15 protein-coding genes are annotated in these 17,180 nt (G+C 71.5%); 9 read left to right on the plus strand and 6 right to left on the minus strand.

Annotation, left to right across the window (positions count from 1 at the left end):
- Nucleotides 1-88 precede the first annotated feature (88 nt).
- Nucleotides 89-1,069 carry an ATP-binding protein gene (locus tag AB0N17_RS14805; protein ID WP_366011695.1) on the plus strand — a complete coding sequence of 327 codons (981 nt, stop codon included), beginning with the start codon at nt 89-91 and terminating at the stop codon, nt 1,067-1,069.
- Between the two features lie 3 nt (nt 1,070-1,072).
- Here AB0N17_RS14805 and AB0N17_RS14810 read toward each other — a convergent pair whose 3' ends face one another.
- A complete protein-coding gene (locus AB0N17_RS14810; protein WP_366011696.1) occupies nt 1,073-2,338 on the minus strand; it encodes a hypothetical protein in 1,266 nt (421 codons plus the stop codon).
- 282 nt (nt 2,339-2,620) lie between these two features.
- On the opposite strand from AB0N17_RS14810, the gene AB0N17_RS14815 reads away from it, so the two are divergent.
- The 6 genes from AB0N17_RS14815 to AB0N17_RS14840 all read left to right on the plus strand — a co-directional run bounded on the left by AB0N17_RS14815 (nt 2,621) and on the right by AB0N17_RS14840 (nt 10,596).
- On the plus strand, nt 2,621-5,092 hold the full coding sequence (locus AB0N17_RS14815) for a SulP family inorganic anion transporter (protein ID WP_366011697.1): 2,472 nt from the start codon (nt 2,621-2,623) through the stop codon (nt 5,090-5,092).
- Nucleotides 5,093-5,209: 117 nt separating this feature from the next.
- Nucleotides 5,210-7,165: an acetate--CoA ligase gene (acs, locus tag AB0N17_RS14820; protein WP_366011698.1), complete on the plus strand. Its 1,956-nt coding sequence runs from the start codon at nt 5,210-5,212 to the stop codon at nt 7,163-7,165.
- A gap of 206 nt (nt 7,166-7,371) precedes the next feature.
- Complete coding sequence (gene nhaA, locus AB0N17_RS14825; protein ID WP_366011699.1) at nt 7,372-8,814, plus strand: Na+/H+ antiporter NhaA; 1,443 nt, start codon at nt 7,372-7,374, stop codon at nt 8,812-8,814.
- A gap of 54 nt (nt 8,815-8,868) precedes the next feature.
- Nucleotides 8,869-9,357 carry a phage holin family protein gene (locus AB0N17_RS14830; protein ID WP_366011700.1) on the plus strand — a complete coding sequence of 163 codons (489 nt, stop codon included), beginning with the start codon at nt 8,869-8,871 and terminating at the stop codon, nt 9,355-9,357.
- Nucleotides 9,354-10,277: an alpha/beta hydrolase gene (locus AB0N17_RS14835; RefSeq protein WP_366011701.1), complete on the plus strand. Its 924-nt coding sequence runs from the start codon at nt 9,354-9,356 to the stop codon at nt 10,275-10,277. Before AB0N17_RS14830 ends, AB0N17_RS14835 begins: the two co-directional genes overlap by 4 nt.
- A 139-nt stretch (nt 10,278-10,416) precedes the next feature.
- Entirely contained in the window at nt 10,417-10,596 is a 180-nt protein-coding gene (locus AB0N17_RS14840; RefSeq protein ID WP_366011702.1) for a hypothetical protein, read from the plus strand.
- A gap of 15 nt (nt 10,597-10,611) precedes the next feature.
- Here the strand turns inward: AB0N17_RS14840 and AB0N17_RS14845 are convergent, their stop codons facing one another.
- From AB0N17_RS14845 to nth, 3 genes are read right to left on the minus strand one after another with little or no spacing between them, the layout of a single operon-like run.
- Nucleotides 10,612-11,811: a MarP family serine protease gene (locus AB0N17_RS14845; RefSeq protein ID WP_366011703.1), complete on the minus strand. Its 1,200-nt coding sequence runs from the start codon at nt 11,809-11,811 to the stop codon at nt 10,612-10,614.
- 13 nt (nt 11,812-11,824) lie between these two features.
- The gene (locus AB0N17_RS14850; protein WP_366011704.1) at nt 11,825-12,520 is read right to left on the minus strand and encodes a CoA pyrophosphatase; all 696 of its coding nucleotides are present in this window, start codon (nt 12,518-12,520) and stop codon (nt 11,825-11,827) included.
- A gap of 58 nt (nt 12,521-12,578) precedes the next feature.
- Nucleotides 12,579-13,517: an endonuclease III gene (gene nth, locus AB0N17_RS14855; RefSeq protein WP_366011705.1), complete on the minus strand. Its 939-nt coding sequence runs from the start codon at nt 13,515-13,517 to the stop codon at nt 12,579-12,581.
- Nucleotides 13,518-13,790: 273 nt separating this feature from the next.
- Here nth and AB0N17_RS14860 point away from each other — a divergent pair, with 273 nt between their 5' ends.
- Entirely contained in the window at nt 13,791-14,465 is a 675-nt protein-coding gene (locus AB0N17_RS14860) for a Crp/Fnr family transcriptional regulator (RefSeq protein ID WP_073887802.1), read from the plus strand.
- Nucleotides 14,466-14,596: 131 nt separating this feature from the next.
- On the plus strand, nt 14,597-15,418 hold the full coding sequence (locus AB0N17_RS14865) for a nucleotidyltransferase domain-containing protein (RefSeq protein ID WP_366011706.1): 822 nt from the start codon (nt 14,597-14,599) through the stop codon (nt 15,416-15,418).
- 38 nt (nt 15,419-15,456) lie between these two features.
- Here the strand turns inward: AB0N17_RS14865 and AB0N17_RS14870 are convergent, their stop codons facing one another.
- Entirely contained in the window at nt 15,457-16,287 is an 831-nt protein-coding gene (locus tag AB0N17_RS14870; protein WP_366011707.1) for an MBL fold metallo-hydrolase, read from the minus strand.
- The gene (locus AB0N17_RS14875; RefSeq protein ID WP_366011708.1) at nt 16,284-17,177 is read right to left on the minus strand and encodes an NUDIX hydrolase; all 894 of its coding nucleotides are present in this window, start codon (nt 17,175-17,177) and stop codon (nt 16,284-16,286) included. Before AB0N17_RS14875 ends, AB0N17_RS14870 begins: the two co-directional genes overlap by 4 nt.
- Between the last annotated feature and the right edge of the window lie 3 nt (nt 17,178-17,180).

Here is a 17,180-nt window from a genome sequence, read left to right on the forward strand (position 1 = left end):
CGCATCCCACCGGCCGACCCCTCGAAGGAGTGGTCTTCTTCACTTCCCTCTGACACATACAGCTATCACCTGACTACTCTTGGTGAACATGAAAATTGCTTTCGTCGGGAAGGGCGGCAGCGGCAAGACCACGCTCTCTTCCCTCTTCATCCGCCATCTCGTGGCCTCCGGCGCCCCGGTGGTCGCCATCGACGCGGACATCAACCAGCATCTCGGTCCCGCCCTCGGCCTCGGCGAGGCGGAGGCCGCCGCGCTGCCCGCCATGGGCGAACGACTGCCGCTGATCAAGGAGCATCTGCGCGGAGCCAACCCGCGCATCTCCTCGGCCGCGACGATGATCAAGACGACCCCGCCCGGCGAGGGCTCGCGGCTGGTCCGGGTGCGGGAGCCCAACCCGATCTACGACGCCTGCGCGCGGCCGGTGGAACTCGACGGCGGCGCCGCCCGTTTGATGGTCACGGGCCCCTTCACGGACGCCGACCTGGGGGTCGCCTGCTACCACTCCAAGACGGGAGCGGTGGAGCTGTTCCTGAATCACCTCGTCGACGGCCCCGACGAGTACGTCGTGGTCGACATGACCGCGGGTTCGGACTCCTTCGCCTCCGGCATGTTCACCCGCTTCGACATGACGTTCCTCGTCGCCGAGCCGACCCGGAAGGGGGTCTCCGTCTACCGCCAGTACAAGGAGTACGCCCGCGACTTCGGCATCGCCCTGAAGGTCGTCGGCAACAAGATCCAGGAACAGGACGACATCGACTTCCTGCGCACCGAGGTCGGGGACGACCTGCTCGTGACGGTCGGCCGCTCGGACTGGGTGCGCGCCATGGAGAAGGGGCGCCCGCCCCGGTTCGACCTCCTCGAGGAGGCCAACGTCCGCGCCCTGCACACCCTTCGGGCCACCGCGGACGCCACCCACGGGCTGCGCGACTGGGAGCGCTACACCCGCCAGATGGTGCACTTCCACCTGAAGAACGCCGAGGCGTGGGGCAATGAGCGCACCGGGGCCGACCTGGCGGCGCAGGTCGACCCCGCCTTCGTGCTCGGCGAGAGCGTGGCGGCTCCCGCCTGACGCCTACTGCTTGGCCGCCGGCGCCCCGGGCACTCCCTTGGGCGCCGGGGCGGGCTTGCCGGACAGGAAGGACGCCCAGCCCTGCCGGGGGGCCTCGCCCACCTCCAGGGTCCGCAGCTTGTCGAGGGTCGCCGGGTCCTGGGCGTCCAGCCAGTCGACCAGCTGGTGGAAGGAGACGCAGCGCACCTCGGGCTTGTTGCACACCTCCTTCACCACGTCGTCGATGGCGCGCATGTAGGTGCCGCCGTTCCAGGACTCGAAGTGGTTGCCGATGATCAAGGGCGCGCGGTTGCCGTCGTAGGCGCGGTAGAAACCCTTGATCAGGCCGTCACGCATCTGGTCGCCCCAGTAGTCGAACATGTCGGGGTCGCCCTGGGTCTGGGTGCCGGACTGGTTGACCATGAAGTTGTAGTCCATGGTCAACTGCTCGTAGGTGTGCCCCGGGAAGGGCACCAGCTGCATCGACACATCCCACAGGCCCTCCTTCTTCTTGGGCCAGACCTGGTTGTTGACGCCGCTGGAGTCGTAGCGGAAGCCCAACTGGCGGGCCGCCTTCATGAAGTTCTTCTGCCCCTCCAGACAGGGGGTGCGGGCGCCGATCAGCTCCTTGTCGTAGTCGAAGGGCAGCGGGGCCGCGGTCTTCCTCCCGGTGTTGGTCTTCCAGGTCTTCACGAACTGCTTGGCCTGGGCGATCTCGCTCTTCCACTCGTCCACCGACCAGGTGCCGACCCCGCCCTCGGGCCCGCAGAAGTGGCCGTTGAAGTGGGTGCCGATCTCGTTGCCCTCCAGCCAGGCCAGCCGCGCCTGCTTGACGGTGTCGGCGATCCCCTGCTCGTCGTTGAAGCCGATGTCGGAGCTGCCCGGCGCGTGCTTCGGCGGCTTGTACAGGTCGCGCTTCTCCTCCGGCAGCGTGTACACGCCGCTGAGGAAGAACGTCATGGTCGCGCGGTTCTCCTTGGCGACCTTGCGGAAGTGCGAGAACAGCTTCTGGCTGTCCTCACCGGCGCCGTCCCAGGAGAACACGACGAACTGGGGCGGCTTCTGACCTGGCTTCAACCGCTCGGGCCTGGGCAGATGCGGCTGGGAGCCGGTGTACGCGGTGGATCCGTCGCCGATCAGCCGCAGCACACTGCCCGGCGCCGGGGCCCCCTGCTGCGGGCCGGGTGCCCCTTCCTTCGAACCGTGGGTGCCGGTCGAGCAACCGGCGAGCGAGGTGGCACAGGCCGCGGCGACGACGGCGCCGACGGCGATCCTCTGGGTGGCGGCCATGTTCCGCCCACCTTCTTCCTTCTCTCAGGCACACGCTGTCGAGGGGGATTTCGGATGATGTGCCGTGCTTGTCCCGACAGCGCCGCCAAGGTCGCACGGGACCGGGAAGGAATTAGTACGACAAACCGATGAAAGGACTTTCTTCCACCCGGGTGAGTGATCCTCTGTGCCATTTGCCCCGGAAAGCTATGCCTTGTCTTTACGCTTCATTACGGTTCGTTTACCGATGTTGATCCATCCCGCCCAGTCCGCGACCGCGCCGCCCCCGGAGGAGACGGGACCATGTCAGCCTGCGCACCCCCTCACGCCCAGCACTCCCACCCGCCGCACAGTCCACCGGCCCGGCGCCGGCGCCGCCTCCCCGTCGAGGGCGCCGATGTGTCCGCCGCCGTCGCGGTGTTCCTGATCGCCCTGCCCCTGTCCCTCGGCATCGCCCTCGCCACCGGCGCCCCGCTCCAGGCCGGCCTCGTCGCCGCCGCCGTCGGCGGCATCGTGGCCGGGCGGCTCGGCGGCTGTCCGCTGCAGGTCAGCGGCCCCGCCGCCGGACTGACCGTGGTCACCGCCGACCTGATCCAGCGTTACGGCTGGCGGGCCACCTGCGGCATCACCGTCCTCGCCGGTCTCGCCCAGCTCGGCCTCGGCTGTCTGCGGGTGGCGCGCGGCGCGCTCGCGGTCAGCCCGGCCGTGGTGCACGGCATGCTCGCCGGCATCGGTCTCACCATCGCCGTCGCCCAGCTGCACATCGTGCTCGGCGGCAGCCCGGACAGCTCCGTCCTCGCCAACCTCCGCGCACTGCCGGAGCAGTTGGCCCGCCTGCACCCGGCCGCCGTGTCGATGAGCGCGGTGACCCTGACCCTGCTGCTGGCATGGCCGCGGCTGCCCGGCCGCGCGGGCCGGCTGGCGCGTACGGTGCCGGCCGCCCTCGTCGCCGTCGCCGGGGCCACCGCGACCGCGTCCCTCACCGGTCTCACCCTGCCCCGGGTCGAGCTGCCGTCCTGGCGCAGTCACGCGCTGGCGGGACTGCCCGAGGGCCCGGTGCTCGGCATCGTCGCCGCCGTGCTCACCACCACGCTGGTGTGCAGCGTGCAGTCGCTGCTCGGCGCGGTGGCCGTGGACAAGCTGACCTCCACCAGGCCGACTTCCGTCCAGACCGGCCCCCTCTCCCGCCCCGGCCCCGTCTCCCGTTCCGGCCCGGCCCCCCGCGTCGGCCGTTCCGATCTGGACCGGGAACTGCTGGGCCAGGGCGCCGTCAACATCGTCTCCGGCGCGCTCGGCGGACTGCCGGTCGCGGGGGTGGCCGTGCGCAGCACCGCGAATGTGAAATCCGGTGCGGTGAGCCGGAACTCCACGATGCTGCACGGCGTTCTCGTAGTAGTCGCCGCGCTGCTGATGGTCCCGGTCCTGGAGGAGATCCCGCTCGCCTCCCTCGCCGCCCTGGTGATGGCCGTCGGCATCCAGATGGTGTCCCTGCACCACATCCGCACGGTGACGCGCCACCGCGAAGTGCCGGTCTACGCCGCGACCACGCTCGGCGTGGTGTTCCTCGGCGTCCTCCAGGGCGTACTCCTCGGGGTCGCCGTGGCGGTCGCCCTCGCCCTGCACCGCCTGACCCGCACCCGCATCACCCATGACGAGAAGGAAGGAGTCCATCACGTACACGTCCGAGGCCAGCTGACGTTCCTCGCGGTGCCCCGGCTGAGCCGAGCCCTGCATCTCGTACCCCAAGGCGCGCATGCCGTGGTGGAGTTGAGCGGTTCGTTCATGGACCACGCGGCGTACGAGTCACTGCAGGACTGGCGCAGCTCCCACACCGCGCGGGGCGGTACGGCCGAGCTGTCGGGACGGCGCGGCGGAGTCCGGACCGCCGGGCCGGCCGCCGGCCCGGATCAGACCTCCGCCGGGTGCCGGTGCCGGCCCTGGACGCCCTGGCGCAATCACCAGTCCTGCCTGATGGGCGATCCCGCCGCTCCCACAGGGCAGTGGCCGGGGCACGAGCTGGTCCGGGGCATCAGCTCCTTCCAGCGGCACACCGCGCCGCTGGTGCGCGAGGAGCTGGCGCGGCTCGCCCGGGAGGGGCAGCGGCCCTCGCAACTCTTCGTCACCTGTGCCGACTCCCGGCTCGTCACGTCGATGATCACCGCCAGTGGTCCCGGCGACCTGTTCGTCGTCCGCAACGTCGGCAACCTGGTGCCGCCGCCGGGTGGGGAAAGCGGCGACGACTCGGTGGCGGCCGCCGTCGAGTACGCCGTGGACGTGCTCGGGGTGCGCTCCGTCACGGTGTGCGGGCACTCCGGGTGCGGGGCGATGCAGGCGCTGCTGGCCGGCACACCGGCACCGGGGGCCGCTCCGGACGGCACGGCGCTGCACGGGACGGCGCCGCACGGCACAGCGCTGCGACGCTGGCTGCGGCACGGGCAGCCGAGCCTCGCGCGGACGACGGGCGACCGCTCGGGCCCGCCGCGGCTGTCCGGCCGGGACCCGGAGGACGCCGTGGAGCAGCTGTGCCTGACCAACGTGGTCCAGCAGCTGGAGCACCTCAAGGCCCACGGCCCGGTCGCCCGGGCGCTGGAGCGGGGCGAGCTGGAGCTGCACGGGATGTACTTCCACGTGGGCGAGGCGCGGGCCTATCTGCTCGCGGCAGCGGACGGAGCGGCCCCCGTGTTCGAGGACGTGGAAAGAGGAGGGGAGAGTGGAGCCGGGAGAGGAGCCGGGAGAGCAGTCACCGTCGGAGAGGAGGAGGGAAGTCCGGTGTGAGCGACCACCCTCCCGACAGGTCTAAACCAATTTTTCCGTCGACCCTTGTCATCGGCCCCTCGCGTCTGATGAGCTGTGGCCTGGGACACAACGGACACCCTTCGAGAGGGAGATGTCGTGAGCAACGAAAGCCTGGCCAACCTGCTCAAGGAAGAACGCAGGTTCGCGCCGCCCGCCGACCTGGCCGCGCATGCCAACGTCACAGCGGAGGCGTACGCACAGGCCAAGGCTGACAGGCTCGGCTTCTGGGCCGAGCAGGCCCGCCGGCTGACCTGGGCCAAGGAGCCGACCGAGACGCTGGACTGGTCGAACCCTCCGTTCGCGAAGTGGTTCAAGGACGGCGAGCTGAACGTCGCGTACAACTGCGTGGACCGGCATGTGGAGGCCGGGCACGGAGACCGCGTCGCCATCCACTTCGAGGGTGAGCCCGGCGACAGCCGCTCGATCACCTACGCCGAGCTGAAGGACGAGGTCTCCAGGGCCGCCAACGCCCTGCTGGAGCTGGGTGTCGAGAAGGGCGACCGGGTCGCCATCTACATGCCGATGACCCCGGAGACCGCGATCGCGATGCTGGCCTCGGCCAGGATCGGCGCCGCGCACTCGGTCGTCTTCGGCGGCTTCTCCGCGGACGCCCTCGCGACCCGCATCCAGGACGCGGACGCCAAGGTGGTCATCACCGCCGACGGCGGCTACCGGCGCGGCAAGCCGTCCGCGCTGAAGCCGGCCGTGGACGAGGCGGTGCAGAAGGCCGGCAACGTCGAGCACGTGCTCGTGGTGCGCCGGACCGGGCAGGACGTGGCCTGGGACGCCGGGCGGGACGTGTGGTGGCACGAGCTGGTCGGACGCCAGTCCGCCGAGCACACCCCGGAGGCGTTCGGGGCGGAGCACCCGCTCTTCATCCTCTACACCTCCGGCACGACGGGTAAGCCGAAGGGCATCCTGCACACCTCCGGCGGCTACCTGACCCAGACGGCGTACACCCATTGGGCGGTCTTCGACCTCAAGCCGGAGACGGACGTGTACTGGTGCACGGCCGACGTCGGCTGGGTCACCGGTCACTCGTACATCGTCTACGGCCCGCTGGCCAACGGTGCGACGCAGGTGATGTACGAGGGCACCCCGGACACCCCGCACCAGGGCCGGTTCTGGGAGATCGTGCAGAAGTACAAGGTCACGATCCTCTACACCGCGCCGACCGCGATCCGGACGTTCATGAAGTGGGGAGACGACGTCCCCGCCAAGTTCGATCTGTCCTCCCTGCGCGTCCTCGGCTCGGTCGGCGAGCCCATCAACCCCGAGGCGTGGGTCTGGTACCGCAAGAACATCGGCGCGGACAGGACGCCCGTCGTGGACACCTGGTGGCAGACCGAGACCGGCGCGATGATGATCTCGCCGCTGCCCGGCGTCACCGCGGCCAAGCCCGGCTCCGCGCAGACCCCGCTGCCCGGCATCAGCGCGACCGTCGTCGACCACGAGGCGAACGAGGTGCCCAACGGCGGTGGCGGCTACCTGGTGCTGACCGAGCCGTGGCCGTCGATGCTGCGCACCATCTGGGGCGACGACCAGCGGTTCATCGACACCTACTGGTCGCGCTTCGAGGGCAAGTACTTCGCCGGAGACGGCGCGAAGAAGGACGACGACGGCGACATCTGGCTGCTCGGCCGCGTCGACGACGTGATGCTCGTCTCCGGGCACAACATCTCCACCACCGAGGTGGAGTCGGCGCTCGTCTCCCACCCGTCGGTCGCCGAGGCGGCCGTGGTGGGTGCCGCCGACGAGACCACCGGGCAGGCCATCGTCGCCTTCGTGATCCTGCGCGGTACGGCCGCGGAGACCGAGACGCTCGTCGGCGAGCTGCGCGACCACGTCGGCGCCACGCTCGGCCCGATCGCCAAGCCCAAGCGGATCCTGCCGGTGGCCGAGCTGCCGAAGACCCGTTCCGGCAAGATCATGCGCCGTCTGCTGCGGGACGTGGCGGAGAACCGTCAGCTGGGTGACGTCACCACGCTGACCGATTCCACGGTCATGGACCTCATCCAGACCAAGCTGCCCGCGGCGTCCAGCGAGGACTGAGCGGCACCGCCCAGAAGGGGCACCCGGCCGACGGGCCGGGCGCCCCTTCTGCGTCTAGCGTGAGGGTCACCGGTTCCGGACCGCGCCCTTGGAAGACCAAGCAACCTTAGGTAAGCTAAGTAAAGCGTCACGAGCGATGTGACAAGGGTGCGCCGGGAAGTCTGGTCGGCAATGTGAGCCGACCTGCCCATCGACCGGAGGTCCCCGTGACCGCGCCCCGCACCCCCCGCACCGTCCGCCGGGTTCTCGGACGGTTGTCCCTACCCGAGCGGACCTTCCTCGCGGACGCGCTGCGCACCGAGACCGTCGGCGGTGTCCTGCTGCTCCTCGCCGCCGTCGCGGCGCTGATCTGGGCGAACATCCCCGCCCTGCAGCACGGGTACGAGGCGGTCAGCCACTTCCGCCTCGGCCCCGCCTCCCTGGGCCTGGATCTCTCCGTCGCCGACTGGGCCGCCGACGGCCTGCTCGCCGTGTTCTTCTTCGTCGCCGGCATCGAGCTCAAACGTGAACTGGTCGCCGGGGACCTGCGCGACCCGAGGGCGGCCGTGCTGCCCGTGGTGGCCGCGCTGTGCGGCATGGCCGTACCAGCGCTCGTCTACACCCTGACCAACCTCGCCGGGCACGGCTCGACCGAGGGCTGGGCCGTGCCCATGGCCACCGACATCGCCTTCGCGCTCGCCGTCCTAGCGGTCATCGGCACCTCCTTGCCCAGCGCCCTGCGGGCCTTCCTGCTCACCCTCGCGGTCGTCGACGACCTCTTCGCGATCCTGATCATCGCCGTCTTCTTCACCTCCCGGCTGAACTTCGCCGCGCTCGGCGGAGCCGCCGCCGCACTGATGGTCTTCTGGCTGCTGCTGCGCAAGGGCGTGCGCGGCTGGTACGTGTACCTCCCGCTGGCCGTGGTGATCTGGGCGCTGATGTACAACAGCGGCGTGCACGCCACGATCGCCGGGGTGGCGATGGGGCTGATGCTGCGCTGCACGACCCGGGAGGGCGAGACCCGGTCGCCGGGCGAGCACATCGAGCACCTGGTGCGACCGCTGTCGGCCGGGCTCGCCGTACCGCTGTTCGCACTCTTCAGCGCCGGGGTGCCGATCTCCGGCGGGGCGCTCGGGGACGTGTTCACCCGGCCCGAGACGCTCGGGGTGGTGCTGGGGCTGGTCGCCGGCAAGACGATCGGCATCTTCGGCGGCACCTGGCTGACCGTCCGCTTCACCCGCGCCTCGCTCAGCGAGGAACTCGCCTGGGCGGACGTCTTCGCGGTGGCCACGCTCGCCGGGATCGGCTTCACGGTCTCCCTGCTCATCGGCGAACTCGCCTTCGCCGGCGACACCGTGCTCACCGCCGAGGTCAAGGCCTCCGTGCTCGCCGGCTCCCTGACAGCGGCCGTGTGCGCCACGGTGCTGCTGAAGATACGCAACGCCAAGTACCGCAGACTGTGCGAGGAGGAGGACCGGGACGAGGACCGCGACGGGGTCCCGGACGTCTACGAGCAGGACGACCCCGCCTATCACCTGCGCATGGCCGAGATCCATGAGCGCAAGGCCGCCGAGCACCGGCGCATCGCCGCCGAGCGGGCGGACGCGGCGCGCCACGGGCTTCAGGAAGTGGCGGGCGGGGCAGGCGAGGAGGGCGACCGTCCGGCATGATCTGACGAGACGGTACAAATCAAGACGGCACGTAAGACGACGAGGGAGAACGCGATGAGCGCACCCGACGGCAGCCCGGTCGGCGCCGAACGCAGCATCGGCCAACTGTTCGCCACGGCGACGACCGAATTGTCGGCGCTGGTGCACGACGAGATCGCGCTGGCCAAGGCCCAGCTCAAGCGGGACGTGAAGAAGGGCGCGGTGAGCGGCGGCGCCTTCTCGATGGCGGGCGCGGTGCTGGTGTTCTCCCTGCCGATGCTCAACTTCGCCCTCGCCTACGGCATCCGGACCTGGAGCGGCTGGAACCTCGCCGTCTGCTTCCTGCTGTCCTTCGCGGCCAACGTGCTGGTCGCCGGCCTCCTCGCGGGCATCGGCGTGCTGTTCGCGAAGAAGGCCAAGAAGAGCCAGGGCCCGCAGAAGGTGGCCGCCTCGATGAAGGAGTCGGCGGCCGTCCTGCAGAACGCCAAGCCGCACCCGCGCCCGGAGCTGCCCGAGGATCAGGCACCGAAGGCCATCGAGGCTGTGGCACGCTCGTCGTCATGACCGACCCCGCCGCTCCCGCGGCCGTACGGATGGAAGGTCCCTGGACGCACAGGGACGTCGCCGCCAACGGTGCCCGCTTCCACATCGCCGAGCTCGGCGACGGCCCACTGGTACTGCTGCTGCACGGCTTCCCGCAGTTCTGGTGGGCCTGGCGGCACCAGCTGGTCGCGCTCGCGGACGCGGGCTACCGCGCGGTGGCGATGGACCTGCGCGGGGTCGGCGGCAGCGACCGCACCCCGCGCGGCTACGACCCCGCCAACCTCGCCCTGGACGTCACCGGTGTGATCCGCTCGCTCGGCGAGCCGGACGCCGCGCTGGTCGGCCACGACCTCGGCGGGTACCTGGCGTGGACGGCCGCCGCGATGCGGCCCAAGCTCGTCCGCCGGCTCGCCGTGGTGTCGATGCCGCATCCGCGGCGCTGGCGCGCGGCGATGCTGCGGGACGCCCGGCAGACGGCCGCGAACTCCTACATCTGGGGTTTCCAGCGGCCGTGGATCCCGGAGCGTCAACTCACCGCGGACGGCGGCGCGCTGGTGGGCCGGCTCCTGCGGGACTGGTCCGGGCCCAGGCTCCCGGAGGACGCGGCGGTGGAGACGTACCAGCGCGCCATGTGCATCCCGTCCACCGCGCACTGCGCGATCGAGCCGTACCGCTGGCTGGTGCGTTCGCTGGCCCGCCCGGACGGCATCCAGTTCAACCGCCGGATGAAACGCCCGGTTCGGGTGCCGACGCTCCATCTGCACGGCTCGCTCGACCCGGTCACCCGCACCCGCAGCTCGGCCGGTTCGGGCGAGTACGTCGAAGCGCCGTACCGCTGGCGCCTGTTCGACGGTCTCGGTCATTTCCCGCACGAGGAGGACCCGGTGGCCTTCTCCACGGAACTGATCAACTGGCTGAAGGATCCCGAGCCGGACCGGTGACCCCACCGTGACGGCGCCGATGCGTGGAGTATCCGGATCGTGAACACTTGTCCTTCGAACGGCCACATGCCTGCCGCATAGGCCAATTGGGGCCCGCACAGGCGGTTATCGACCATCGGGCAGGGGCACACGTCGGGGTATGGGCTGGACGCACGACTACAGTGACGCACCCCGCAACCGCCGCTCGGCCACTGGCCCGGGCACGCCTCAGCGAGGCACCCCGCAGCTCGCGGAGGCGGACCTCAGGGTGGGGATTCCGCGCATCCTGCGCCGCCGGGCGCGCTGGGTCTCGGTGCGTCTGCGTCACCCGCGCGGCTGAACGCGCCTTCGGGGGTCACAGCGCGCAGCTGTCCGTACCCACCTGCTCGTTCGCCGTCCGTCCCCGGGTGACGTCGGGCTGGATCTCGTCCGCCGTGAGGGCGTATCCGGTGTCCGCGTCGTCGAGGGACTTGGCGAACACCACGCCGTACACCCTGCCGTCGGGCGTGAGCAGCGGGCCGCCGGAGTTGCCCTGGCGGACGGTCGCGTACAGCGAGTAGACATCGCGGCGGACGGTGCCGCGGTGGTAGATGTCCGGGCCGTTGGCCGTGATGCGCCCGCGCACGCGCGCGGCGCGCACGTCGTACGAGCCGTTCTCCGGGAACCCCGCGACGATCGCGCCGTCGCCGCCGGCCGCGTCCGGCCGCGAGAACTTCAGGGCGTTCGCCTTCAGGTCGGGCACGTCGAGGACAGCGATGTCCCGCTTCCAGTCGTACAGGACGACCTTGGCGTCGTACTTGCGGCCCTCGCCGCCTATCTGCACGGTCGGCGCGTCGACCCCGCCGACCACGTGGGCGTTGGTCATGACCCGGCGGTCGGCGAAGACGAAGCCGGTGCCCTCCAGGACCTTGCCGCAGCTCTGGGCGGTGCCGGTGACCTTGACGATCGAGCGCTGGGCGTGGACGGCCACCGTGCTGCTCGCGAGCGCCGGGTCGGGCGGCTGGACGTCCTTGATCGGCTCGTTGGAGAACGGGCTGAAGACCTGCGGGAAGCCGTTCTGCGCGAGGACCGAGGAGAAGTCCGCGAACCAGGTGTCGGCCTGCGCGGGAAGCGCCCGGGAGACCCCGAGGAGCACCTTGGAGCCACGGACCTCCTTGCCGAGCGTCGGCAGGGTCGTCCCGGCGAGGGCGGAGCCGATCAGCCAGGCCACCAGCAGCATCGCGACCACGTTGACCAGGGCGCCGCCGGTGGCGTCCAGGGCGCGGGCCGGGGACCAGGTGATGTACCGGCGCAGTTTGTTGCCGAGGTGGGTGGTCAGGGCCTGGCCGACGGAGGCGCAGACGATGACGACGACCACGGCCACGACGGCGGCGGTGGTGCCGACGTCCGCCGTGTCGCTCACGGCGTCCCAGATGACGGGCAGCGTGTATACGGCAACGAGGCCGCCGCCCAGGAACCCGATCACCGACAGGATGCCGACGACGAAGCCCTGGCGGTAGCCCACGACCGCGAACCACACAGCCGCGACCAGCAGCAGGATGTCCAGCACGTTCACGGGGTTCACCCTGTCATGAGCGCCAGTCGAGCGGGACCTGCTTCTCTCTGTCCCAGGGGCGCTCCCAGCCCGCGAAATGCAGCAGGCGGTCGATCACTCCGGCGGTGAAGCCCCAGACCAGAGCCGATTCGACCAGAAATGCCGGACCTCGGTGTCCGCTGGGGTGGACGGTGGTGGCGCGGTTGGCGGGGTCCGTGAGATCCGCCACGGGGACCGTGAAGACCCGGGCGGTCTCGTTCGGGTCGACGGCGCCGACCGGTGTGGGCTCGCGCCACCAGCCGAGCACCGGGGTGACGACGAAGCGGCTCACCGGGATGTAGAGGGCGGGCAGCACGCCGAAGAGCTGCACGCCGGCCGGGTCCAGACCGGTCTCCTCCTGGGCCTCCCGCAGCGCGGCCCTGAGCGGTCCGTCGCCCTGCGGGTCGCCGTCCTCGGGGTCGAGCGCGCCGCCGGGGAAGGACGACTGCCCGGCGTGCGAGCGCAGCGACCCGGCGCGCTCCATGAGCAGGAGCTCGGGGCCGCGCGGTCCCTCGCCGAACAGGATCAGGACGGCGGACTTGCGGCCCGAGCCGTTCTCCGGCGGCAGGAAGCGGCTCAGCTGGAGCGGCTGGACCGTCTCGGCCGCCCGCACCACCGGGTCGAGCCAGTCCGGCAGTCCCTGCTTGCTGAGCGTCACCGCACCGCCCTGCGTGTCGCTGGTCCTCGTCATCGCCGCCACCCCCGTCGCTCCGCCCTCTTCAACGCGCGAGGGCCCCGAGATCGTTCCGTCACGCGGCCCCCAGCGGCGGCGCCGGTTTGCCGCCCGCGTCGAGGTAGGCCCGCGGGGGCTTCAGGCGCTGCCCGGGGAAGCCGCCCTTCTCGTACTTCAGGAGCTTCTTCGCCTTCTCCGGATCGGTCTCCCCCTCGCCGTACGCCGGGCAGAGCGGGGCGATCGGGCAGGCGCCGCAGGCGGGCTTGCGGGCGTGGCAGATCCGGCGGCCGTGCCAGATCACGTGGTGGGACAGATCGGTCCAGTCGCTCTTCGGGAACAGCGCGCCGACGGCCGCCTCGATCTTGTCCGGGTCGGTCTCGTCGGTCCACCGCCATCGCCGCACCAGCCGCTGGAAGTGCGTGTCGACCGTGATCCCGGGCCGCCCGAAGGCGTTGCCGAGGACGACGAAGGCGGTCTTGCGGCCGACGCCGGGCAGCTTGACGAGGTCCTCCAGCCTGCCGGGCACCTCGCCGCCGAAGTCCTCGACCAGCGCCTTGGAGAGCCCTGTCACCGACCTGGTCTTGGCCCGGAAGAAACCGCAGGGCCGCAGGATCTCCTCGACCTCCTCCGGGTTGGCGGCGGCCAGGTCCTCGGGGGAGGGGTACTTCGCGAAGAGCGCCGGGGTGGTCTGGTTGACCCGCAGGTCGGTGGTCTGGGCCGACAGGACCGTGGCGACCAGGAGCTGGAAGGGGTTCTCGAAGTCCAGCTCGGGGTGGGCGTACGGATACACCTCGGCCAGCTCGCGGTTGATCCGGCGGGCGCGGCGGACCAGGGCGGTGCGGGACTCGTTCGCCGGCGGCTTCACGGCGATCTTCTTGGCGGCCGAACCCTTTTTGACCGGAATGTCCTTCTTGGCGGTCACAGCCTTCCTGACAGGCGTAACCTTCTCGGCAGGAGCGACCTTCTTAGCCGTTTTGCCTGTTTTATTACTACCGCCGGAGCCCTGTTCGCCCACAGCGGAATCTCCTCGTACAACCACCCGCCCAGCCCCCTTGGCCTGTGCTCTCACCGGCGATTTGGACACCCGGCCAGCCTAGAGCCCGGCACCGACATCCGCCCCGGACGCCGAAGATCGGCCCCCGATTGGACCCCTGACGCTTACCCCGGGACACCTGTGCGGCATCCTTGTGACAGATCACACTGTTTGGACCGTCCGGCAAAATGGGGAACACGGTCCCCTGGCACACGGGGGAGCAAGATCCCCTGAGCAGGTCGACAAGGAGGACTCGTGGACGACGTTCTGCGGCGCAACCCGCTCTTCGCGGCTCTCGACGACGAGCAGGCCGCGGAGCTTCGCGCCTCCATGAGTGAGGTGACCCTCGCACGCGGCGACTCGCTCTTCCATGAAGGGGACCCCGGCGACCGGCTGTACGTCGTCACCGAGGGCAAGGTCAAGCTGCACCGCACCTCCCCCGACGGCCGCGAGAACATGCTCGCCGTCGTCGGCCCCGGCGAGCTGATCGGCGAACTGTCGCTGTTCGACCCGGGCCCGCGCACCGCGACCGCGAGCGCGCTGACCGAGGTCAAGATGCTCGGTCTGGGCCACGGCGACCTCCAGCCCTGGCTGAACGTCCGCCCCGAGGTGGCCGGCGCCCTGCTGCGCGCCGTCGCCCGCCGCCTGCGCAAGACCAACGACGCCATGTCCGACCTGGTCTTCTCCGACGTCCCCGGCCGTGTGGCGCGCGCCCTGCTGGACCTCTCGCGCCGCTTCGGCGTGCAGTCCGAGGAAGGCATCCACGTCGTCCACGACCTCACCCAGGAGGAGCTGGCCCAGCTGGTGGGCGCCTCCCGCGAGACCGTGAACAAGGCCCTGGCCGACTTCGCCCAGCGCGGCTGGCTGCGCCTGGAGGCGCGTGCGGTGATCCTGCTGGACGTGGAGCGACTGGCCAAGCGGTCGCGCTGAGCCGGTCCGGGGGCCGTGCCCCCGGACCCGAGCACCGTGCGGCACCGGGCAAGCACTCGGTGCTCGCGGCAAACATTCGGTGCTCGCGAAAACAAGCTGCCCGAGAGCGCTGGGCACGGCACGATCGCCCCATGCCCGAGACGATCCGCCGCCCCGGCCTCGACCCTGACGGCCACATCGCGCGCGAGGGCTCCCTCGCGCGCGTGCCCGGCGTGTTCCGCCCCGTCGTGGCCGCCGTCCGCGACCGGCTGCCGGACGCCCTCGGCGGACGCCTGCACAGCGCGTACCTCTACGGGTCGATCCCCCGCGGCACCGCGCGCGTGGGGCGCAGCGATCTGGACCTCTTCGTCGTGTCCCGCGACGAGCCCACCGACGGCGACCGGGACGCCGTACGCGCCCTCGGGGTGACGCTCGACCGGGAGTTCCCGCAGATCGACGGCGTCGGCACGCTCCTGTACGGCCGGGACCGGCTGCTGAGCGACGTCGAGCGCCACGACCTGGCCTGGTTCGTGGCCTGCCTGTGCACCCCGCTGCTCGGCGACGACCTCGCCGCGCGGCTGCCCCGCTACCGCCCCGACTCCCTGCTGGCCCGGGAGACCAACGGCGACCTGGGCCGGTTGCTGCCCCGCTGGCGGGAGCGCATCGCCGCCGCGGACGACACCGAGCGGGCCCGCAGGCCCCTGGTCCGCTTCATGTCCCGGCACCTCGTCCGGACGGGCTTCACGCTCGTCATGCCCCGCTGGAACGGCTGGACCAGCGACCTGCGCGAGATGGCCGGGGCCTTCGGCGGCTACTACCCCCGGCGGGCCGCCCAGATGGCCGAGGCTGCCGCGTACGGCCACGAGCCCGTCGGAGACCCGGAGGTGCTGCGGTCGTACGTCGACGACCTGGGCCCGTGGCTCGCCGGGGAGTACGCGCGCGTGCACGGCGTCAAGGCACCTCGCCCCGACTAGAGGCCGTCGCAGTACAGCCGAGATGAGCCCGTGCTCGCCTAGATGAGCCCGTGCTCGCTCAGATACTCCAGCTGGGCCCGTACCGACAGCTCCGCCGCAGGCCACAGGGAGCGGTCCACGTCGGCGTAGACGTGGGCGACGACCTCGCCCGGGGTGCGGTGGCCGTCCTCGACCGCCGTCTCCACCTGGGCGAGCCGGTGCGCGCGGTGGGCGAGGTAGAACTCGACGGCGCCCTGGGCGTCCTCCAGGACCGGCCCGTGGCCCGGCAGGACCGTGTGCACGCCATCGTCCACCGTCAGGGAGCGCAGGCGGCGCAGGGAGTCCAGATAGTCCCCGAGCCGCCCGTCCGGGTGTGCCACGACCGTCGTGCCGCGCCCGAGGACCGTGTCGCCCGTCAGCACCGCCCGGTCGGCCGGGAGATGGAAGCACAGCGAGTCCGCGGTGTGCCCGGGCGTGGGGACGACCCGCAGCTCCAGGCCGCCGACGGTGATCACGTCACCGGCGGCCAGGCCCTCGTCGCCCAGGCGCAGCGCCGGGTCGAGGGCCCGCACGCGCGTGCCGGTCAGTTCCGCGAAGCGGCCGGCGCCCTCGGCGTGGTCGGGGTGGCCGTGGGTGAGCAGGGTCAGGGCTATGCGCCTGCCGGCCTTCTCGGCCGTGTCCATCACCGTGCGCAGGTGGCCGTCGTCCAGCGGGCCCGGGTCGATGACCACGGCCAGGTCGGAGTCCGGCTCGGCGACGATCCAGGTGTTGGTGCCGTCCAAGGTCATGGCGGAGGCGTTCGGCGCGAGGACGTTGACGGTCCGTTCGGTGGCGGGGCCCGAGAGGATCCCGCCCCGGGGCTGGCCCGGCAGGGCGCTTGCGTCGGTCATGCGGGGCCTCCACCGGGCGTCTCGGCGGTCGTCGCAGCGGTCGGGACGTGCTTGGTGAACTCCTCGTGCCCGGGCCAGGACAGGACGATCTCGCCGTCCTGGAGGCGGGCCCGGGCCAGCACCGGAGTCATGTCGCGCGCGGGGGCCGCCGCCAGCGTCTCGGCGGCGGTGGCGTACGGCAGCAGCTGGCGCAGGGTGGCGATGGTGGGCGGCATCATCAGCAGCTCGCCCTTGTCGTACCCGGCGGCTGCCTCCTCGGGCCGGATCCACACCGTGCGGTCGGCCTCCGTGGAGGCGTTCCGGGTGCGCTGGCCCTCGGGCAGGGCGGCCACGAAGAACCAGGTGTCGTAGCGGCGGGCCTCGAACTCCGGGGTGATCCAGCGGGTCCAGGCACCCAGCAGGTCCGAGCGCAGCACCAGGCCGCGCCGGTCGAGGAACTCGGCGAAGGACAGCTCGCGCGCGACCAGGGCGGCCCGGTCCGCCTCCCAGTCCTCCCCGGTGGTGTCGCCGACGACCGACTGCGGGTCGGGCCCGGCGAGCAGCACGCCCGCCTCCTCGTACGTCTCCCGTACGGCCGCGCAGACGATCGCCTGGGCGCCCGCCTCGTCGACGCCTAGCCGCTCGGCCCACCACGCGCGCGTGGGGCCCGTCCAGCGCACCAGGCGGTCGTCGTCCCGCGGGTCGACACCGCCCCCGGGATAGGCGTACGCGCCTCCGGCGAAGGCCATGGAGGCGCGTCTGCGCAGCATGTGGACGACCGGGCCGGATCCGGTGTCCTTCAGGAGCAGCACCGTGGCCGCGCGCCTGGGGGACACCGGGGTGAGGGTGCCGTCCGCGAGCGCGCGGATGCGGTCCGGCCACTCCGGGGGGTACCACTGACCGTTCGCCATGGC

It is taken from the genome of Streptomyces sp. NPDC051133 (assembly GCF_040682635.1).
Taxonomy (GTDB): Bacteria; Actinomycetota; Actinomycetes; order Streptomycetales; family Streptomycetaceae; genus Streptomyces.

What these genes read in the sequence shown, in the direction of transcription:
- AB0N17_RS14805 (WP_366011695.1), top strand. Translation starts at nt 89, where the DNA reads ATGAAAATTGCTTTCGTCGGGAAGGGCGGCAGCGGCAAGACCACGCTC.
- AB0N17_RS14810 (WP_366011696.1), bottom strand. Translation starts at nt 2,338, where the DNA reads ATGGCCGCCACCCAGAGGATCGCCGTCGGCGCCGTCGTCGCCGCGGCC.
- AB0N17_RS14815 (WP_366011697.1), top strand. Translation starts at nt 2,621, where the DNA reads ATGTCAGCCTGCGCACCCCCTCACGCCCAGCACTCCCACCCGCCGCAC.
- AB0N17_RS14830 (WP_366011700.1), top strand. Translation starts at nt 8,869, where the DNA reads ATGAGCGCACCCGACGGCAGCCCGGTCGGCGCCGAACGCAGCATCGGC.
- AB0N17_RS14835 (WP_366011701.1), top strand. Translation starts at nt 9,354, where the DNA reads ATGACCGACCCCGCCGCTCCCGCGGCCGTACGGATGGAAGGTCCCTGG.
- AB0N17_RS14840 (WP_366011702.1), top strand. Translation starts at nt 10,417, where the DNA reads ATGGGCTGGACGCACGACTACAGTGACGCACCCCGCAACCGCCGCTCG.
- AB0N17_RS14850 (WP_366011704.1), bottom strand. Translation starts at nt 12,520, where the DNA reads ATGACGAGGACCAGCGACACGCAGGGCGGTGCGGTGACGCTCAGCAAG.
- AB0N17_RS14865 (WP_366011706.1), top strand. Translation starts at nt 14,597, where the DNA reads ATGCCCGAGACGATCCGCCGCCCCGGCCTCGACCCTGACGGCCACATC.
- AB0N17_RS14870 (WP_366011707.1), bottom strand. Translation starts at nt 16,287, where the DNA reads ATGACCGACGCAAGCGCCCTGCCGGGCCAGCCCCGGGGCGGGATCCTC.
- AB0N17_RS14875 (WP_366011708.1), bottom strand. Translation starts at nt 17,177, where the DNA reads ATGGCGAACGGTCAGTGGTACCCCCCGGAGTGGCCGGACCGCATCCGC.